Here is a 19,260-nt window from a genome sequence, read left to right on the forward strand (position 1 = left end):
ACGCACAAGTACCGACGAAAGGTTGTACGACGCCGTTATTGAGCCTTCGAAGAATTCACAGGAGAGCGCCAGGTACGCCACAGTGGCCACTCAAGCCCGCCGTGCGGCATGCGCCTCGTGACGTCTGCCACCAATCCCCTCTTCGGCGGAGCGGCGGCGGCATGACCACTGCGGTCGGGGGCCGCCGCGCACGGCACAGGCTCAGCCCAGATGCGTCGGCGCGAACATCCGCAGGACCGCCGGGAGGACGACCACCGACGGACCCGGTTCGGCCAGTGCCTTCGCCAGGTCGGTCTCCAGCGTCTCCGGGGTCGTGCGCACCCCGGGGACGCCGAACGACTCGGCGAGGGCCACGTAGTCCGGGCGCGTCAGTTCGGTCGCGGTCGCCTGGCCGAACGCGTCCGTCATGTACTCGCGCAGGATGCCGTAGCCGCCGTCGTCGACGATCAGCCAGGTGACGTTGAGGTCGTACTGCCGTGCCGTCGCCAGCTCGGCGATGGAGTAGAGGGCTCCGCCGTCGCCCGAGACCGCCAGCACCGGGCGTGTGGGGTCCGCGGCGGCCGCGCCCAGCGCGGCGGGGAAGCCGTAGCCGAGGCCGCCCGCGCCCTGCGCCGAGTGCATGGTGTTGTGCCCCCGCGGATCGAAGGCCGACCACGCCCAGTAGGCCAGGATCGTCATGTCCCAGAAGGACGGGGAGTCGGCCGGGAGGGCGCGGCGCACCGACGCCAGCACATCCTGTTCCAGGGTGAGTTCCTGGGACGCGATACGGTCCGAGACGCGGGACAGCAGGGCTCGCACGCGCTCCGGCGCCGTCGCGTCCTCCCGCACGGACACCGTCTCCAGCAGCGCCTGCAACGCCAGGCGGGCGTCCGCGTGGATGCCCAGGGCCGGGTGGTTGGACTCCAGCTTGCCGAGGTCCGCCTCGATCTGGACGACCCGGCCGCGGGGCTTGAACGTGTGGTAGTTCGAGGACAGTTCGCCCAGACCCGAGCCGACGACCAGCAGGACGTCGGCGTCCTCCAGGAAGTCCGTCGTGTGGCGGTCCTCCAGCCAGGACTGGAGGGACAGGGGATGCTCCCAGGGGAAGGCGCCCTTGCCGCCGAAGGTGGTCACCACCGGGGCGTTCAGCTTCTCGGCCAGCTGGACGAGCTTGCCCGAGGCGTCCGCCCGGACCACTCCCCCGCCCGCGATGATCGCGGGGCGGGACGCCTGCGCGAGCAAGTGGGCGGCGACCGCGGTCAGTTCGGGCCGCGGGGGCACCTCCTCCGGCGTCGCGTCGACCGCCGTCACCACCGGCAGGCTCGTCCGAGCCAGCAGCACGTCCTGCGGGATCTCCACCCACACCGGCCCGTGCGGAACCGTCAGCGCCGACCGCCACGCCTCCGCGATCGCGGACGGGATCTGCGACTGCGAACGGACCGTGTGGACCGACTTGACCACGCCCCGGAACGAGGCCGCCTGGTCCGGGAGTTCATGGAGGTAGCCGTGGCGGCCGCCGCCCAGACCTGCGGTCGGGATCTGGCTGCTGATCGCCAGGACCGGGGCCGAGGCCGCGGCCGCCTCCTGCAGCGCGGCCAGGGACGTCAGCGCGCCGGGTCCGGTGGAGAGCAGGAGCGGCGCGGCCTGCCCGGTGATCCGGCCGTACGCGTCCGCCGCGAAGCCCGCGTTGTTCTCCACCCGCAGACCGATGTAGCGCAGATCGGAGCGGCGCAGCGCGTCGAACATGCCGAGCGCGTGCTGGCCGGGCAGCCCGAAGACGGTCGTCGCACCGAGACCGGCGAGGGTCTCCACGACCAGGTCTCCGCCGTTGCGGCCGGGGGGAGGGTTCAGCGCGGCCTCGGTCTGCGCCGCCGTCGGACGGAGCACCAGGTCGTGGTCGTGGGTCACTTGGTCTCGGTCTCCTCGTGGATCAGGAGGTGCGGGCCGCCGCGATCTGGCGGGACATGATGGTCGTCAGTTCGTACGCCGTGTGGGACGCGGCAACTGACGTGATCTCGGCGTGGTCGTAGGCGGGAGCCACCTCGACGACGTCCGCGGAGACCAGGTTGCAGGACGCGAGGCCGCGCAGGATCTCCAGCAGCTCGCGGGAGGTCATGCCGCCGGCCTCGGGCGTGCCGGTGCCGGGGGCGTGCGCCGGGTCGAGGCAGTCGATGTCGATGGAGACGTACAGCGGGCGGTCGCCGATGCGCTGGCGCAGCTGGTCGGCGATCTCGTCGGCGCCGCGGCGGTAGACGTCCGCCGAGGTGACGATGCCGAAGCCCATCTTCTCGTCGTCGGTGAGGTCCTGCTTGCCGTAGAGCGGGCCGCGGGTGCCGACGTGGGAGAGCGCGGAGGTGTCGAGGATGCCCTCCTCGACGGCGCGGCGGAACGGGGTGCCGTGGGTGTACTCGGCGCCGAAGTAGGTGTCCCACGTGTCGAGATGGGCGTCGAAGTGCAGCAGCGCCACCGGGCCGTGCTTCTTCGCCACCGAACGCAGCAGCGGGAGCGCGATGGTGTGGTCGCCGCCCAGGGTCATCAGGCGGGCGCCGGTGCCGAGCAGCTCGTCGGCGGCGGCCTCGATGGTCTCCACGGCCTCGTTGATGTTGAAGGGGTTCACCGCGATGTCGCCGCCGTCCGCGACCTGGGCGAGGGCGAAGGGGGAGGCGTCCTGCGCCGGGTTGTACGGGCGCAGCAGGCGGGACGCCTCACGGATGGCGTTGCCGCCGAAGCGGGCGCCCGGGCGGTAGGAGACGCCCGAGTCGAAGGGCACGCCGACCACGGCGACGTCCGCGGTGCCCACCTCGTCGAGGCGGGGCAGCCGGGCGAAGGTCGCCGGGCCCGCGTACCGCGGGATGCGGGACGAGTCGACGGGGCCGCGGGGCCGGCTCGCGCCTGCTGCGGGGTTCTGGGTGCTGCTCATCGTCGGACTCCTCCAGGTCATGCGTGTTCTCTCCAGTGTCACGGACCCGCGAGCGGGGTCCGCCCGGCCCGGCGCCGTGCGGCGCCGGGCCGAAGCAACGGGGTCAGGCGCCCACCGCCGCGGGTTCGTCCGTGGTCGCCGCGCCGCGGCCCGCGAGCCGCTCGCGCCATGCGGCCAGGACGGCCTCTTCGGTCGGCTTGGTCACCAGGGACACCACGACGTACGTGGCCAGCGAGGCCAGCAGGCCGTAGTAGACGGGCTCGTTCGCGAGGATGCCGTACGCCGCCATCAGACCGATGACGGCGAGACCGCCGACCGCCACCGAGGCGAGAGCGCCGTGCGCGGTGCCGCGCTTCCACAGCAGTCCGCCCAGGATGGGGACGAGCAGACCGCCCACGAGCAGGTTGTACGCGACGGTCAGCGCCTCGACCACGTTGTTGAGCGCGATGGCCGTGCCGATCACGGCGACACCCATGATCAGGATGAAGGCGCGGTTGCCCTTGACCTCGTCGTGCTCCCCCTCGTCACGGCGTACGGCGCCACGCAGCCGTGACCAGATGTCGTTGTTGGCGACCGTCCCGCACGCGATGAGCGCTCCGGAGGACGTCGACATCACGGCTGCGAGGGCGGCCGCCAGCACCAAGCCGCGCACGCCGACGGGCAGTTGCTGCTTGACGATGGTCGCGAACGCGTCGTCGGGGCTGCCCAGCTTCGGGTACAGGACCTTGGCGGCGGTGCCGATGACGGCTCCGGCGAGCGCATAGGCCAGACAGTAGGTGCCGGCCACCGTGCCGCCCCACTTGGCGGTCCTGTCGCTGCGCGCGGTGAAGACGCGCTGCCAGATGTCCTGCCCGATCAGCATGCCGAAGGTGTAGATGAGGACGTAGGTGAAGATCGTCTGGCCGCCGATGCCCAGCGGGTCGAAGTACGAGGTCGGCAGCTTGGCCTTCATCTGGCTGAAGCCGCCGGCCTTGACGACCGCGATCGGCAGCAGCAGGAGCAGGACGCCGATGGTCTTCACCACGAACTGCACCATGTCGGTCAGCGTGATGGACCACATGCCGCCGAGCGTCGAGTACACGACGACGATGGAGCCGCCCAGGATGATCGCGACGGTCCGGTTCATGTCGAAGAGGACGTCGAAGATGGTGGCGTAGGCGATGGTCGAGGTGACCGCGAGCATGAGGGTGTACGCCCACATGACCACGCCGGATATCAACCCGGCCCGGCCGCCGTATCTCAGGTCGAGCATCTCGGAGACGGTGTAGACCTTCAGGCGGGCGATGCGCGCGGAGAAGAGGATCGACAGCGCGAGCAGGCCGAGGCCGATGGTGAACACCATCCAGGCGCCGGAGAGCCCGTACTGGTAGCCGAGGCCGACGCCGCCGATGGTGGACGCGCCGCCGAGCACGATCGCGGCCATGGTGCCGGAGTACATGGCGGGCCCGAGGCGGCGGCCCGCGACGAGGAACTCGCTCTTGGACCTGGCGCGGCGCATGCCCCACCAGCCCATGGCCAGCATGCCGGCCAGATAGACGACGATCACTGTGTAGTCGACGGCCATGTGGGCCCTCCTTCGCGTACTTCCCGGTGGCGTGTCGTGCAGATGGATCTCGGGGACGCGGTCGGCTGTGGCGCTCGACCGGCGTGGACGGCAGCGGCTCGCGGGGACATCCGCCCGTACCCGCGGCTGCCGGTCTGGACTGACAGTAGGTGGCCGGAAAGCGACTCTGAAGTGTACGTTTCATCCATCCGAATCGAGCGGGATGGAGGAACCGTCCACCATGCCGGACCCCTCACCACCGTCCGTACCAGCGGTACCCCCCACCCCACCGGTACCGCTGTCCGCCCTGCTCGCCCGCGAGGACCTGGCCCTGCGGCAGATCGCCGGGCCGACGGACCCCGGCATCGTCATCCACTGGGCGCACACCTCGGAGATGGCGGACCCCTATCCGTATCTGCTGGGCGGCGAGCTGCTGCTGACGGCGGGCGTGCACATCCCGGAGGCCGCGGGCTCGGAGACCTACTTCGACGACTACGTCTCCCGGATCGTGGCGGCGGGCGGCGCGGCCCTCGGTTTCGGCCTCGCGCCGGTCCACGACACCGTGCCGCGGGCCCTGGTGGCGGCGTGCGACCACCACGGACTGCCGCTGCTGGAGGTGCCGCCGCAGACGACGTTCTCTGGCGTGGCGCGGGCGGTGTGGCAGCTGATGGCACAGGCTCGCCTGGCGGAGCTGCGCCGCGTCGCCGAGGCCCAGCAGAGCCTGACCGCGGCGGCGTCCCGACCGGCCCCGGTCCCCGCGGTACTGCGCCAGCTGGCCCAGCGGGTGGCGGGCCGGGCGGTCCTGTACGGACCGGACGGGACGGAGATCGCGGCGGCGGGGCGGGAGCCGGGGACAGAGGTGCGGGGGGCGCTGGCGGACCTGGCGCGGGTCGTGCGCCCGGCCGGTGCGGCGGCCCGGCCACCGCACCCCGGCGGACCGGTGCCGCCGGCCGGGTCCGCCCCGCCGGTCCGCCCGCAGCCGGCCGCGCGGCGTGCGCCCGCCGACCGGCCCGGCTCGGGCCAGGACCGCCGGCCTCCGGCCACCGGGGGCTCCGCCGCGCCGCCCGCGACCACCGGCCGCCCCGCCCCGTCCTCCGCCACCGACACGGTCGCCGGTAGCCACCTCGCCGCCTACGCCCTCGGCGCCGGCCAGGGCTTCGTCCTCGGCGTCGCGTCACCGCAGCGCGACCCCGGGGACCACACCATCGCCTCGGTCGCGGCGGTCCTGCTCTCCCTGCTCACCGGAGAGCACCAGAGCGGCGCGGGCGCGGCACGCTCGTCGGCGCTGGTCCGGCTGCTGCTGGGCGCCGCGCCGGAGGCGGTGGCGCCGCTGCTCGGGGCCGAGCGGTGGCTCGTCGTGCACGCGCGGCCGGACGCGGGGACGCCCATAAGCTCCCGGACGCCCATGGGCGGTGGGGACCCACAGGACGCCGTGGCCGCCTCCGCGCTCGGCGCCGCGCTCGGATCCGCGCTGGTCGACCTCGCGGACGGGGTCGTACGGGTCCTCGTCCCGGCCGACCGCGAGCCCGACCCGCAACCGGGCTGGACCCTGGGTGTCAGCGCCGCCGTCGCCCCGGACGACTGGCCCGCCGCCGACACCCAGGCGGCCCGCGCGCTGGCCCGCGCCCGCGCCACCCGTACCGCCCTGGTCCGCCACGGCGGCCGTCCCGCCCTCGCCGACCTGGTCACCCACCAGGAGGCCGAGGCCCACGCCCGTACGCTGCTCGCCCCGATCGGCGCCACCCCCGCGCTCACCGAGACCCTGCGCACCTGGCTGTCCCTGCACGGCAGTTGGGACCGTACGGCCGTGGCGCTCTCCGTCCACCGCAACACCGTCCGCCAACGCATCGCCCGCTGCGCCACCTTGCTGAACGCGGACCTGGACGACCCGGACGTCCGGATGGAGCTGTGGTTCGCGCTCAGGCAGACGGGAGAGGGCTGACGGCTCCGGCCCGTCGAGTGACCCACGTCCCACGGTTCGGGACATCGGCCCTCCCGGCGGAGCGCCCCGGCAGAATGGGTGGCATGCCGATACCCGGGACCCCCAGCCGCGCCGAGCTCGTCGACCACCTCGTACGGACCCGTATCGCGGGCGACGTCGCCACGCCCCGCGAGAACAACCTCTCCCACTACCGCAAGCTCGCGAACGGCGACCGCAACTACTGGCTCGGACTGGAACTCGGCGACCGCTGGAGCGACGAGCAGGACGTCCTCGCGGTCATGGCGGAGCGCTGCGGCGTCAACGACGACCCCGAGTACCGCTACGGCCAGGACACCATCGACCCGGAGCTGACGGTCGACGCCCTTGAGCGCCTCGCGGCGCGTCTGCGCAAGGCCGCCGACGGCGAACAGCGTGTCCTGTTCGCCACCGGTCACCCCGGCGGGCTCCTCGACGTCCACCGCGCCACCGCCGCCGCGCTGCGCGCCGCCGGCTGCGAGATCGTCGTCGTCCCGGACGAACTGCGGACGGAGGAGGGTTACGTCATGCAGTTCGCCGACGTGGCCGTCCTGGAGCACGGCGCCACCCTCTGGCACACCCACTCCCCCGAGCCGATGCGCGCGGTCCTGGGGGGTCTGGAGGCCGGGGGCCGCCCCCTGCCCGACCTGGTCGTCGCCGACCACGGCTGGGCGGGCTGCGCGGGCCAGCTCGGCATCGACTCGGTCGGGTACGCCGACTGCAACGACCCGGCCCTCTTCCTCGCCGAGACCGAGGGCACGCTCCAGGTGACGGTCCCGCTCGACGACCACGTCACGAGCCCACGCCACTACGACCCGCTGACGGCGTACCTGCTGAACGCGGCGGGGCTGACGACCGCCCGCTGAGCCCCGTCGGAACCGGCCCGGGGCCCCTCAGCGGGGCACTCGGACCACGCCCTCCTGGATCACCGAGATCGCCAGCCGGCCGTCCTGGGTGTAGATGCGGGCCTGGCCGAGCCCACGGCCGCCGGAGGCGGACGGCGACTCCTGGTCGTACAGCAGCCACTCGTCGGCCCGGAAGGGCCGGTGGAACCACATCGCGTGGTCCAGGGACGCCCCGACCACGTCACCGGTGGTCCAGCCGCCGCGCCCGTGGGCCAGCAGGATGGAGTCCAGGAGCGTCATGTCGGAGACGTACGTGGCGAGGCAGACGTGCAGCAGCGGATCGTCCGCCAGCTTGCCGTTCGTACGGAACCAGACCTGCGAGCGCGGTTCGCGGACCGTGCCGGCCGTGGCGAACGGCGGCGGGTCGACGTACCTCAGGTCCACGGCCGCGCGTGCCTCCAGCAGCCGCTCCAGGACGCGGGGTTCGGGGAAGAACTCCGCGTAGCGCCGCAGCAGTTCCTCGCCGGTGGGCAGCGTCTCCGGGTCGGGCGCCGACGGCATCGGCGCCTGGTGCTCCATGCCCTCCTCGTAGGTCTGGAAGGACGCGGAGAGGTGGAAGATCGGCTGTCCGTGCTGGACCGCGACCACCCGCCGGGTGGTGAAGGAGCGGCCGTCGCGGATGCGGTCGACGTTGTAGACGATGGGCGCCCCGGGATCCCCGGCGACCAGGAAGTACGCGTGCAGCGAGTGCGCGAACCGGTCCTCGGGGACCGTGCGCCCCGCGGCGACCAGTGCCTGGGCCGCGACCTGCCCGCCGAAGACGCGCGGGACGACGGCGGACCGGGACTGGCCGCGGAAGATGTCCCGCTCGATCCGCTCCAGGTCGAGCAGATCGAGCAGGGACTCAAGTGCCTGACTCATGGGGTCAGTTGTATCGGCCAATCTCTCCGCCGACCTTACAGACCCATGTCCTTGGCGATGATCGACTTCATGATCTCGCTGGTGCCGCCGTAGATCCGGTTGACGCGGTTGTCGGCGTACAGGCGGGCGATCGGGTACTCGTTCATGTAGCCGTAGCCGCCGTGCAGCTGGAGGCAGCGGTCGATGACGCGGTGCGCGACCTCGGTGCAGAACAGCTTGGCGGAGGCGGCCTCGGCGGGGGTCAGCTCGCCGGCGTCCAGGGCCTCCAGGGCGCGGTCGGCGACCGCCTCGGCGGCGTCCACCTCGGACTGGCAGGCGGCCAGCTCGAACTTGGTGTTCTGGAAGTGGGCGACCGGCTTGCCGAAGACGGTGCGCTCCTGCACGTACTGCTTGGCGAACCGGACGGCGGCCTTGGCCTGCGCGTACGCGCCGAAGGCGATGCCCCAGCGCTCGGAGGGCAGGTTGGCGCCGAGGTAGTAGAAGCCCTTGTTCTCCTCGCCGAGCAGGTCCTCGACCGGGACCTGCACGTCGACGAACGCCAGCTCGGCGGTGTCGGAGGTCTTCAGTCCGAGCTTGTCCAGCTTGCGGCCGACGGAGTAGCCCTCGGACTTGGTGTCCACCGCGAACAGGGAGATTCCGTGGCGGCGGTCCTCGGCCGTCGGCGCCGCGGTGCGGGCGCAGACGATGACCTTGTCGGCGTGCACACCGCCGGTGATGAAGGTCTTGGCGCCGTTGAGGACGTAGTGCGTGCCGTCCTCGGAGAGCTTGGCGGTGGTCTTCATGCCCGCGAGGTCGGAGCCGGTGCCCGGCTCGGTCATCGCGATGGCCCACATCTCCTCGGCCGAGACGAACTTCGGCAGGAAGCGCTTCTTCTGCTCGTCGGTGGCGAGCATCTTGATGTACGGCAGGGCGAGCAGCACGTGCACGCCCGAGCCGCCGAAGGTGACGCCCGCGCGGGCGGTCTCCTCGTACTGGATGGCCTCGAACTTGTGCGTCTCCAGACCGGCGCCGCCGTACTCCTCGGGCACGTTGATGCCGAAGAGGCCCAGCTCGGCGAGCTTGTAGTAGAACTCGCGCGGCGCCTGGCCGGCGGCGAACCACTCGTCGTAGACCGGCACGACCTCGGCCTCGATGAAGGCGCGCAGGGTCTCCCGGAACGCCTCGTGATCCTCGTTGAACACCGTACGGCGCACCGCCGCCACCTCCGCCTCGGTATGTCTAAGCGCTTGCTCAGACAGCACCGTACCGGCGGGTACGGACACCCGTCCAGACCGATCGGCCCGTAACGCTCGTCACGCTGCTCACACTTGCGGAGCAGTCGGCTCAGTCCGTCCCGGCCGCCGCGAACGCCCCCTTGGCCATACGGTGCAGCAGCGCCGCCGTGGCCCCTCGGCCCGGCAGCGAACCCGCCCGCCCCAGATGCGGTGTCGAGTTGAGCAGCCCGAACACCGAGTGCACCGCCGAGCGCGCGGCCGGTTCGGTCAGGGCCGGGTAGACCTCACGGACGATCTCCACCCACAGCTCGACGTACTGCCGCTGCAGCTGTCGCACGAGCTTGCGGTCGCTGTCCCGGAGGCGGTCCAGCTCCCGGTCGTGCAGGGTGATCAGGGGACGGTCGTCCAGCGCGAAGTCGATGTGCCCCTCGATCAGCGAGTCGAGGACCGCCTCGGGGCCCCGCCCCGAGGGCCCCCCGTCGGTCTCGGCGACCCGCCGCCTGGCCCCGGTCAGCAGCTGCCCGCTGATCCCGACGAGCAGCTCGGCGAGCATCGCGTCCTTGCCCGCGAAGTGCCGGTACAGACCGGGTCCGCTGATGCCGACCGCGGCTCCTATCTCGTCGACCCCGACGCCGTGGAAGCCGCGCTCGGCGAAGAGCCGCGCGGCCTCCCTGAGGATCTGCTCGCGACGGGTGGGGGCGTCGGTTCTGGTGGTCATGAAATCAATTCTAGACAGGGAGGTTAGCGCTCGTTAACCTGAAGGAAATGCGTTAACGCTCATTAACACGGTGAGGGGACCGCAGGATGCAGGAGGCACCGGAGCTGACGAGTGCGGAAGATCCCGCGTCGGAGGCCTGGCGGGCCAACGAGGCGGCGCACCGCGCCCTGGTCGAGGAACTGCGCGGCAAGCTCGCCGCGGCCCGGCTGGGCGGCGGCGAGAAGGCCCGGGCGCGCCACACCGCACGGGGCAAGCTGCTGCCGCGCGACCGCGTGGACACGCTGCTGGATCCGGGGTCGCCCTTCCTGGAGCTGGCGCCCCTGGCAGCCGACGGGATGTACGACGGGCAGGCGCCGGCCGCCGGGGTGATCGCCGGCATCGGGCGGGTCAGCGGCCGTGAGTGCGTGATCGTCGCCAACGACGCCACGGTCAAGGGCGGCACGTACTACCCGATGACCGTGAAGAAGCACCTGCGGGCGCAGGAGGTGGCGCTGGACAACCGGCTCCCCTGTGTCTACCTCGTCGACTCCGGGGGCGCCTTCCTGCCGATGCAGGACGAGGTGTTCCCCGACCGCGAGCACTTCGGGCGGATCTTCTACAACCAGGCGCGGATGTCGGGCGCCGGCATCCCGCAGATCGCGGCCGTCCTCGGCTCCTGCACGGCGGGCGGGGCGTACGTCCCGGCGATGAGCGACGAGGCCGTGATCGTGCGGAACCAGGGCACGATCTTCCTGGGCGGCCCGCCCCTGGTGAAGGCGGCCACCGGCGAGGTGGTGACCGCCGAGGAACTCGGCGGCGGAGAGGTCCACGCGCGGGTGTCGGGCGTCACGGACCATCTCGCGGAGGACGACGCGCACGCCCTGCGGATCGTGCGGACCATCGTATCGACGCTCCCCGCGCGCGGACCGCTGCCCTGGGAGGTCGTCCCGTCCGTCGAGCCGAAGGTCGATCCCTTCGGGCTGTACGGCGCGGTGCCGGTGGACTCCCGCACCCCCTATGACGTACGCGAGGTCATCGCGCGCGTGGTGGACGGTTCGCGCTTCGCCGAGTTCAAGGCGGAGTTCGGGCAGACCCTCGTCACCGGCTTCGCCCGGATCCACGGCCACCCGGTCGGGATCGTCGCCAACAACGGCATCCTGTTCTCCGAATCCGCCCAGAAGGGCGCCCACTTCATCGAGCTGTGCGACCAGCGCGGCATTCCGCTGGTGTTCCTGCAGAACATCTCCGGCTTCATGGTGGGGCGCGACTACGAGGCGGGCGGCATCGCCAAGCACGGCGCCAAGATGGTCACCGCCGTCGCCTGCACCCGCGTACCGAAGCTCACGGTCGTCGTCGGCGGCTCGTTCGGCGCGGGCAACTACTCGATGTGCGGCCGGGCGTATTCACCGCGCTTCCTGTGGATGTGGCCGAACGCCAAGATCTCGGTGATGGGCGGCGAGCAGGCCTCGTCGGTCCTCGCGACCGTCAAGCGCGACCAGCTGGAGGCGCGCGGGGAGTCCTGGCCCGCGGAGGAGGAGGAGGCCTTCAAGGCCCCCATCCGCGCACAGTACGAGCGCCAGGGGAACGCCTACTACGCGACGGCGCGCCTGTGGGACGACGGTGTGATCGACCCGCTGGAGACCCGGCAGGTGCTGGGCCTGGCCCTGACGGCGTGTGCCAACGCCCCGCTGGGCGAGCCCCAGTTCGGCGTCTTCCGGATGTGAGGGGTGGGAATGTTCGAGACAGTCCTTGTCGCCAACCGGGGCGAGATCGCCGTACGCGTCATCCGTACGCTGCGGTCGTTGGGGGTGCGCTCGGTGGCGGTCTTCTCCGACGCCGACGCGGACGCCCGCCATGTCCGGGAGGCCGACACGGCGGTACGGATCGGACCTGCGCCGGCCGCCGAGAGCTATCTGTCGGTGGAGCGGATCCTCGCGGCGGCGGCGCGGACCGGCGCCCAGGCGGTGCACCCGGGATACGGCTTCCTCGCGGAGAACGCCGCGTTCGCGCGCGCCTGCGCCGAGGCGGGGCTGGTGTTCGTCGGGCCTCCCGCGGAGGCGATCTCGCTCATGGGCGACAAGATCCGCGCCAAGGAGACGGTGCGGACCGCCGGGGTCCCGGTCGTCCCGGGGTCGAGCGGGAGCGGACTGACGGACGCGCAACTGGCCGACGCGGCCCACGAGATCGGTATGCCGGTGCTGCTGAAGCCCAGCGCGGGCGGCGGCGGCAAGGGCATGCGGCTGGTCCGGGACCCGGCGGTGCTGGGTGACGAGATCGCCGCCGCCCGCCGTGAGGCCCGCGCCTCCTTCGGCGACGACACGCTCCTCGTCGAGCGCTGGATCGACCGCCCCCGGCACATCGAGATCCAGGTCCTGGCGGACTCCCACGGCACCGTGGTGCACCTGGGCGAGCGCGAGTGCTCCCTCCAGCGCCGCCACCAGAAGATCATCGAGGAGGCGCCGAGCGTGCTCCTCGACGAGGCCACGCGGGCGGCGATGGGCGAAGCGGCGGTCCAGGCGGCCCGCTCGTGCGGGTACCGGGGCGCGGGCACGGTGGAGTTCATCGTGCCGGGCGAGGACCCGTCGTCGTACTACTTCATGGAGATGAACACCCGCCTCCAGGTGGAGCATCCGGTCACCGAACTGATCACCGGGCTCGACCTGGTGGAGTGGCAGCTGCGGGTGGCGGCGGGCGAGCGGCTGTCCTTCGGACAGCAGGACGTCACGCTCACCGGGCACGCGATCGAGGCCCGCGTCTGCGCCGAGGACCCGGCCCGTGGGTTCCTGCCCTCGGGCGGCACGGTGCTGCGACTGCACGAACCGCAGGGGGACGGAGTGCGCACCGACTCGGGCCTGTCCGAGGGCACCGAGGTCGGCAGCCTCTACGACCCGATGCTGTCGAAGGTCATCGCCCACGGCCCCGACCGCGCGACCGCGCTGCGGAAGCTGCGGGCGGCCCTCGCCGAGACGGTCACCCTGGGCGTACAGACCAACGCCGGATTCCTGCGCCGTCTGCTGGCCCACCCGGCGGTCATGGCGGGCGAGCTGGACACCGGGCTGGTGGAGCGTGAGGTGGACGGCCTCGTATCGGCGGAGGTGCCGGAGGAGGTGTACGAGGCCGCGGCGGCCGTGCGGCTGGACGCGCTGCGACCGCGCGGCGAGGGGTGGACCGACCCGTTCTCCGTGCCGAGCGGCTGGCGGCTCGGGAGCGAGCCCAGGCCGGTGGCCTTCCCGCTGCGGGTGGTCGACCCTGTGGAGTACGTCCCCCGGGGCACCCACACGGTCACCGAGGACCGCGTCCGCGTCGTGCTGGACGGCGTGCGCCACACCTTCCACCGCGCCGACGACTGGCTGGGCCGCGACGGCGACGCCTGGCAGGTGCGGGACCACGACCCGGTGGCCGCGTCGCTCGCCGGTGCCGCCCGTTCGGGCACCGACTCGCTGACCGCGCCCATGCCGGGCACGGTGACCGTCGTGAAGGTGGCCGTCGGGGACGAGGTGACCGCCGGGCAGAGCCTGCTGGTGGTCGAGGCGATGAAGATGGAGCACGTCGTGTCCGCCCCGCACGCGGGGACCGTCACCGAGCTGGACGTCACCCCCGGGACGACGGTCGCCATGGACCAGGTGCTGGCCGTGATCGCACCGCACGAGCAGGACACGGAGGCGGAGGAATGACCGTTCAGGGACTGCCCATGGTCGTGCCGTCCGAGGACCTGCCCCCACGGGTCAGGATCCACGAGGTCGGCCCGCGCGACGGCCTTCAGAACGAACAGCGCACGGTACCGACGGAGGTGAAGGCGGAGTTCATCCGCCGCCTCGCCGACGCGGGCCTGACCACCATCGAGGCCACGAGCTTCGTCCACCCCGCGTGGGTGCCCCAGCTCGCCGACGCGGAACAGCTGTACCCGCTCGTCGGCGAACTGCCGGTGGCGCTTGCGGCGCTCGTGCCGAACGAGCGCGGACTGGACCGCGCCCTCGCGCTGGGCGTCCGCCGCGTCGCCGTCTTCGCCAGCGCCACCGAGTCCTTCGCGAAGGCCAACCTCAACCGCACGGTGGACGAGGCCCTGGCGATGTTCGAGCCGGTGGTCGCGCGCGCGAAGGACCGGAAGGTGCACGTCCGCGGCTATCTGTCCATGTGCTTCGGCGACCCCTGGGAGGGCCCGGTCCCCATCCACCAGGTCGTCCGCGTCAGCAAGGCGCTCCTGGACATGGGCTGCGACGAGCTGAGCCTCGGCGACACGATCGGCGTGGCGACGCCGGGCCACGTCCAGGACCTGCTGTCCGAGCTCAACGAGGAGGGCGTGCCGACCAGCGCGATCGGCGTGCACTTCCACGACACCTACGGCCAGGCACTCGCCAACACCCTGGCCGCGCTCCAGCACGGCGTGACGACCGTCGACGCCTCCGCGGGCGGCCTCGGGGGCTGCCCGTACGCCAAGTCCGCCACCGGAAACCTCGCCACGGAAGACCTCGTGTGGATGCTCCAGGGCCTCGGCATCGACACCGGAGTCGACCTCGGCCGGCTCACCGCCACGAGCGTGTGGATGGCCGCACACCTGGACCGGCCCAGCCCCTCCCGCACCGTCCGAGCCCTCTCCCACAAGGAGTGACCCCCATGGACCACCACCTCTCCCCCGAGCTGGAGGAACTCCGGCGCACGGTCGAGGAGTTCGCACACGACGCCGTGGCGCCCAAGATCGGCGACTTCTACGAGCGCCATGAGTTCCCGTACGAGATCGTCCGCGAGATGGGCCGGATGGGCCTGTTCGGGCTGCCGTTCCCGGAGGAGTACGGCGGCATGGGCGGCGACTACCTGGCGCTGGGCATCGCGCTGGAGGAACTCGCCCGGGTCGACTCCTCCATCGCCATCACCCTGGAGGCGGGCGTCTCGCTGGGCGCCATGCCGGTCTACCGCTTCGGCACGGAGGCCCAGAAGCGGGAATGGCTTCCGCGCCTGTGCTCCGGCGAGGTCCTGGGCGCCTTCGGCCTCACCGAACCGGACGGCGGCTCGGACGCGGGCGCGACCCGCACGACCGCCCGTCTGGACCCGAACACGAACGAATGGGTGATCAACGGCACGAAGTGCTTCATCACCAACTCGGGCACGGACATCACGGGCCTGGTGACGGTCACGGCGGTCACGGACCGTGCGGAGGACGGCCGCCCGCGGATCTCCTCGATCATCGTCCCGTCCGGCACGCCCGGCTTCACGGTGGCGGCCCCGTACTCGAAGGTCGGCTGGAACGCGTCGGACACCCGTGAACTGTCCTTCGTGGACGTACGCGTGCCGGCCGCGAACCTGCTCGGTGAGGAGGGCCGCGGCTACGCCCAGTTCCTGCGCATCCTGGACGAGGGCCGTATCGCGATCTCGGCGCTGGCGACGGGCCTGGCCCAGGGATGTGTGGACGAGTCGGTGAAGTACGCGAAGGAACGACAGGCGTTCGGCCGCAGCATCGGCGGGTACCAGGCGATCCAGTTCAAGATCGCGGACATGGAGATGAAGGCGCACACGGCCCGCCTGGCCTGGCGCGACGCGGCCTCCCGCCTGGTCTCCGGCGAACCCTTCAAGAAGGAGGCGGCCCTGGCGAAGCTCTACTCGTCCACGATCGCTGTGGACAACGCCCGCGACGCCACCCAGATCCACGGCGGCTACGGCTTCATGAACGAGTACCCGGTGGCCCGTATGTGGCGCGACTCCAAGATCCTGGAGATCGGCGAGGGCACGAGCGAGGTCCAGCGGATGCTGATCGCGAGGGAGCTGGGACTGGCGGGCTGAGCCCAGATCGTCGAACGACGCCCCCGGGCAGTGGCCGTGGCGCTGACCGCGCACTGACGAGTGCGCGGGCCGGCACGGCATCCGAGCCGACAGGCCGTCGACTACCCGGCAACCTCTCCGACGAAGGCACGCCATGCCCCGACGGACACCGTGATCACCGGGCCGTCGGGGTTCTTGCTGTCCCGGACGGGGACGACACCGGGGAAGCCGTCGGCGACCTCGACGCACTCGCCGCCGTCCGCGTTGCTGTACGACGACTTACGCCAGCAGGCGGAACGAAGATCGCGCGCGCTGTTCATGGTGTGTAGTCCTCCGCGAGTCGGCCGATGAAGGCGAGGGACGCCTCCGGGGACATGGCGGCGGCCCTGGCCAGATCGTAGGACCTTGCGTTGTTCGCGACCACGGCCGGGTCCTCGATCAACTGTCCCGAATAGGCGCTCTCGGTGTACACCACGGGTGGCTCCTCGGCGAAGGTCATCAGCGTCATCGAGCCGTACAGGAGCGGATTCAGTCCACCCGAGAACGGCATGACCTGAACGATCGCCTGATGGCTGCGGGACACCTCCGCGATGTGCTCCAACTGGTCGCGCATCACCTCGTTCCCGCCGACCGGCACCCGCAGCGCGGCCTCGTGGATGACGAACCACAGCTCGGGATCGGCCGGATCCTTCAGCAACGCACAGGCCCTCTCCTGCCGCGCGCCCACATGCCGCTCGATCAGTTCCTGGGCGACCAGTGGCCGCGCGGACCGGATGAGGGCACGGGTGTAGTCCTCGGTCTGCAGCAGGCCGGGCACCACCATCGTGGCGAAGTGACAGATCATCTTGGCGCGGCGCTCCAGCTCTGCCGCCGCCGCGAAGTAGTCCGCATACTTCGACGACTTGAGGATCGCCTCGCAGAGCCGCCGGAAGAAGCCGTCCGTCCGCAGCACGGTGTCGAGCCGCTCGGAGAGGTCCAACTGCGGTCGGCGGATGGCGATCTCCATCTGCCCGATGTACGGCCCCGAGCAGTACACCAGCTCGCCCAGCCGGCTCTGGGTCAACCCCGCGTCCTCCCGCCTCCGACGCAGCTCCGCACCGTAGAACTCCGCCATGGAAGCGGGATCGAGATGCTTCGGCTGAGACATGGCGCCCCTCCCTCCCGGCCATGACGCCGTCGTCACAGCCCACTCAACATCAGGCTAGCGACACCCGGTTGCCCGTCGGACACGGAACGTGAGAGCGGTGAGGGGCTATCGTGAGCGGCATGCCCGCCCACGAGCTCATCCGCATCGTGTCCCGCGACTCACCCATGGCCCTGGCCCAGGTGGAACGCGTACGCGCCGAACTGGCGGCACGTCACCCCGGGACCAGTACCGAGGTCGTGCCCGTCAAGACGACCGGTGACAAGTGGATGGGCGACCTCTCCCAGGTCGAGGGCAAGGGAGCCTTCACCAAGGAGGTCGACGCCGCTCTCCTGGCCGGAGAGGCGGACCTGGCCGTGCACTGCGTCAAGGACGTTCCGGCCGACCGTCCGCTCCCGGCCGGGACCGTCTTCGCCGCGTTCCTCAAGCGCGACGACGTCCGCGACGCCCTCGTCCACCCCGGCGGCCTCACCCTCGACGAGCTCCCCGACGGCACCCGCATCGGAACCTCCTCGGTGCGGCGCGTCGCCCAACTCGCCGCCTCTCACCCCCACCTCACCTGTGTGCCGATGCGCGGCAACGTCAACCGGCGCCTGCAGAAGCTCGCCGGGGGCGAGGCCGACGCTCTGCTGCTGGCCGTCTCCGGCCTGGAACGCATCGACCGCCGGGACGTGATCAGCGAAGTCCTGCCGATCGAGGTGATGATGCCGCCGATCGGTGCCGGGATCCTCGCCCTGCAGTGCCGCGAGGACGACACCGGCCTGATCGACACGGTCAGCGCCCTCGGTGACACCGACACCCACCGCGAGGCAACCGCCGAGCGCATGCTCCTGCATGTCCTCCAGGGCCACTGCAACTCCCCGATCGCGGGCTGCGCCAAGGCGGCGCTCAACGGGGATCTCTCCCTGAGGGCCTCCGTGTTCACGCCCGACGGCAAGACGATCCTCAACGCCCACGAATGGGCGGGCCCCCTCGACCCCGCCACACTGGGCACCTCGGTCGCCGTCACCCTCCTGCGCCAAGGCGCACGCGAGCTGATCGACTCCATCCCCCACTGACGCCACCTTTCGCGCCGCGACGACCAACGGGGGCCCGGCCTCGTGGGCTTCCGCCACCCACATGTAGGCAAGCTAAGGTTAGGCTAACCTAAGTCCGACCTCCGTGACCCCGTACGCGAAAGCAGACCACACCCATGCCCAACGCCCGTACCCCCCGCCCCACCCGCCGCGGCATCCTCGCCGCAGGCGGGGCCCTCGGTCTCGGTGCCGCGCTCGCGGCCTGCGGTGACGACAAGGCGAAGAGCGATGGTCCGGGGGGCGGGCGGACGGCCGCGGGCGCGTCCGGCCCCTGGTCCTTCAAGGACGACCGCGGCCAGAGCGCGAAGGCGGACAGGACCCCGTCGAGCCTCGTCGCGTTCGTGGGTGTCGCCGCCGCGCTGCACGACTACGGCGTCGATGTGAAGGGCGTCTTCGGGCCGACGAAGACCAAGGACGGCAAGGCCGACGTCCAGGCCGGCGACCTCGACGTCGACAAGGTGACGGTCCTCGGCAACCAGTGGGGCCAGTTCAACATCGAGAAGTACGCGGCCCTCGCCCCCGACCTGCTCGTCACCACCATCTTCGACGCCGCCGGGACCCTGTGGTACGTCCCCGAGGAGTCCAGGAAGAAGATCCTCGCCGTCGGCGCCCCGAGCGTGGGGATCTCCGTCTACGACCGCCAGATGACCGAGCCGCTGCAGCGCATGCTGGAGCTCGCGAAGTCGCTCGGCGCGGACACCTCCTCCGCGAAGATCACCCAGGCGAAGAAGCGGTTCGAGGACGCCGCCGCCCGGTTGCGCGCGGCCACCAGGGCCAAGCCGGGGATCAAGGTGCTGGCGGGGTCCGCGAGCCAGGACGTCTTCTACGTCTCCGGCTCGAACCTCTCCACAGACCTGGAGTACTTCAAGGCGCTCGGCGTGAACTTCGTCGAGCCCCCCGCCTCCGCACTGAAGGCGAGCGGCGGCTGGTTCGAGAACCTGAGCTGGGAGAACGTCGACAAGTACCGGGCCGACGTCATCATGATGGACAACCGCACCTCGGCCATCCAGCCCGCCGACATCACCGAGGCGACCTGGAAGAAGCTCCCGGCGGTCAAGGCGGGCCAGGTCATCGCCCGCAATCCCGAGCCCATCCTCTCCTACGACAAGTGCGCCCCGCTGCTCGAAGACCTCGCCAAGGCCATCGAGAGCGCGAAGAAGGTCGGCTGACCCGTCCGGCTCACACCGCACCACCAGCCCCGCACCCGCAC

16 protein-coding genes are annotated in these 19,260 nt (G+C 71.6%); 8 read left to right on the forward strand and 8 right to left on the reverse strand.

The genetic code is table 11. From position 1 onward, the window contains the following. Window positions 1-201: 201 nt before the first annotated feature. The 3 genes from ASC56_RS05940 to ASC56_RS05950 form a co-directional block, all read right to left on the reverse strand. Window positions 202-1,887 (reverse strand): thiamine pyrophosphate-binding protein, encoded by a 1,686-nt coding sequence (locus tag ASC56_RS05940; protein WP_055490112.1) that lies wholly within the window; start codon window positions 1,885-1,887, stop codon window positions 202-204. Window positions 1,888-1,909: 22 nt separating this feature from the next. Next, on the reverse strand, window positions 1,910-2,899 hold the full coding sequence (gene speB, locus ASC56_RS05945; RefSeq protein ID WP_055490113.1) for an agmatinase: 990 nt from the start codon (window positions 2,897-2,899) through the stop codon (window positions 1,910-1,912). A gap of 103 nt (window positions 2,900-3,002) precedes the next feature. Then, the gene (locus ASC56_RS05950; protein WP_055490114.1) at window positions 3,003-4,463 is read right to left on the reverse strand and encodes a sodium:solute symporter; all 1,461 of its coding nucleotides are present in this window, start codon (window positions 4,461-4,463) and stop codon (window positions 3,003-3,005) included. Window positions 4,464-4,683: 220 nt separating this feature from the next. On the opposite strand from ASC56_RS05950, the gene ASC56_RS05955 reads away from it, so the two are divergent. Beyond that, window positions 4,684-6,384 (forward strand): PucR family transcriptional regulator, encoded by a 1,701-nt coding sequence (locus tag ASC56_RS05955; protein WP_107309191.1) that lies wholly within the window; start codon window positions 4,684-4,686, stop codon window positions 6,382-6,384. An 83-nt stretch (window positions 6,385-6,467) separates the two neighbouring features. Beyond that, on the forward strand, window positions 6,468-7,265 hold the full coding sequence (locus ASC56_RS05960; protein ID WP_055490196.1) for a phosphatase: 798 nt from the start codon (window positions 6,468-6,470) through the stop codon (window positions 7,263-7,265). 27 nt (window positions 7,266-7,292) lie between these two features. On the opposite strand, the gene tesB is transcribed toward ASC56_RS05960, so the two are convergent. The 3 genes from tesB to ASC56_RS05975 all read right to left on the reverse strand — a co-directional run bounded on the left by tesB (window position 7,293) and on the right by ASC56_RS05975 (window position 10,097). After that, window positions 7,293-8,165, reverse strand: a complete 873-nt coding sequence (gene tesB / locus ASC56_RS05965) for an acyl-CoA thioesterase II (RefSeq protein ID WP_055490116.1) — start codon at window positions 8,163-8,165, stop codon at window positions 7,293-7,295. 35 nt (window positions 8,166-8,200) lie between these two features. Continuing rightward, window positions 8,201-9,358, reverse strand: a complete 1,158-nt coding sequence (locus tag ASC56_RS05970) for an acyl-CoA dehydrogenase family protein (protein WP_055490197.1) — start codon at window positions 9,356-9,358, stop codon at window positions 8,201-8,203. Window positions 9,359-9,488: 130 nt separating this feature from the next. Then, window positions 9,489-10,097: a TetR/AcrR family transcriptional regulator gene (locus ASC56_RS05975; protein WP_055490117.1), complete on the reverse strand. Its 609-nt coding sequence runs from the start codon at window positions 10,095-10,097 to the stop codon at window positions 9,489-9,491. Between the two features lie 86 nt (window positions 10,098-10,183). Between ASC56_RS05975 and ASC56_RS05980 the strand changes: the two genes are divergently transcribed. From ASC56_RS05980 to ASC56_RS05995, 4 genes are read left to right on the forward strand one after another with little or no spacing between them, the layout of a single operon-like run. Further along, complete coding sequence (locus ASC56_RS05980) at window positions 10,184-11,800, forward strand: carboxyl transferase domain-containing protein (RefSeq protein ID WP_055490118.1); 1,617 nt, start codon at window positions 10,184-10,186, stop codon at window positions 11,798-11,800. Between the two features lie 9 nt (window positions 11,801-11,809). Continuing rightward, window positions 11,810-13,750: an acetyl-CoA carboxylase biotin carboxylase subunit gene (locus ASC56_RS05985; RefSeq protein WP_055490119.1), complete on the forward strand. Its 1,941-nt coding sequence runs from the start codon at window positions 11,810-11,812 to the stop codon at window positions 13,748-13,750. Beyond that, complete coding sequence (locus ASC56_RS05990) at window positions 13,747-14,685, forward strand: hydroxymethylglutaryl-CoA lyase (protein ID WP_055490120.1); 939 nt, start codon at window positions 13,747-13,749, stop codon at window positions 14,683-14,685. Before ASC56_RS05985 ends, ASC56_RS05990 begins: the two co-directional genes overlap by 4 nt. 5 nt (window positions 14,686-14,690) lie before the next feature. Further along, window positions 14,691-15,851 carry an acyl-CoA dehydrogenase family protein gene (locus ASC56_RS05995; protein ID WP_055490121.1) on the forward strand — a complete coding sequence of 387 codons (1,161 nt, stop codon included), beginning with the start codon at window positions 14,691-14,693 and terminating at the stop codon, window positions 15,849-15,851. 101 nt (window positions 15,852-15,952) lie between these two features. Here the strand turns inward: ASC56_RS05995 and ASC56_RS06000 are convergent, their stop codons facing one another. Then, on the reverse strand, window positions 15,953-16,150 hold the full coding sequence (locus ASC56_RS06000; RefSeq protein WP_055490122.1) for a DUF397 domain-containing protein: 198 nt from the start codon (window positions 16,148-16,150) through the stop codon (window positions 15,953-15,955). Next, window positions 16,147-16,977 carry a helix-turn-helix transcriptional regulator gene (locus ASC56_RS06005; protein ID WP_079102307.1) on the reverse strand — a complete coding sequence of 277 codons (831 nt, stop codon included), beginning with the start codon at window positions 16,975-16,977 and terminating at the stop codon, window positions 16,147-16,149. The genes ASC56_RS06000 and ASC56_RS06005 overlap by 4 nt, the downstream gene beginning before the upstream one ends. 119 nt (window positions 16,978-17,096) lie before the next feature. Between ASC56_RS06005 and hemC the strand changes: the two genes are divergently transcribed. Both hemC and ASC56_RS06015 read left to right on the forward strand, forming a co-directional pair. Then, window positions 17,097-18,032, forward strand: a complete 936-nt coding sequence (hemC, locus tag ASC56_RS06010; RefSeq protein WP_055490123.1) for a hydroxymethylbilane synthase — start codon at window positions 17,097-17,099, stop codon at window positions 18,030-18,032. A gap of 134 nt (window positions 18,033-18,166) precedes the next feature. Continuing rightward, the gene (locus tag ASC56_RS06015; RefSeq protein ID WP_055490124.1) at window positions 18,167-19,219 is read left to right on the forward strand and encodes an ABC transporter substrate-binding protein; all 1,053 of its coding nucleotides are present in this window, start codon (window positions 18,167-18,169) and stop codon (window positions 19,217-19,219) included. Window positions 19,220-19,260 lie beyond the last annotated feature (41 nt).

It is taken from the genome of Streptomyces sp. TP-A0356 (genome assembly GCF_001417775.1).
Classification (GTDB): Bacteria; Actinomycetota; Actinomycetes; order Streptomycetales; family Streptomycetaceae; genus Streptomyces.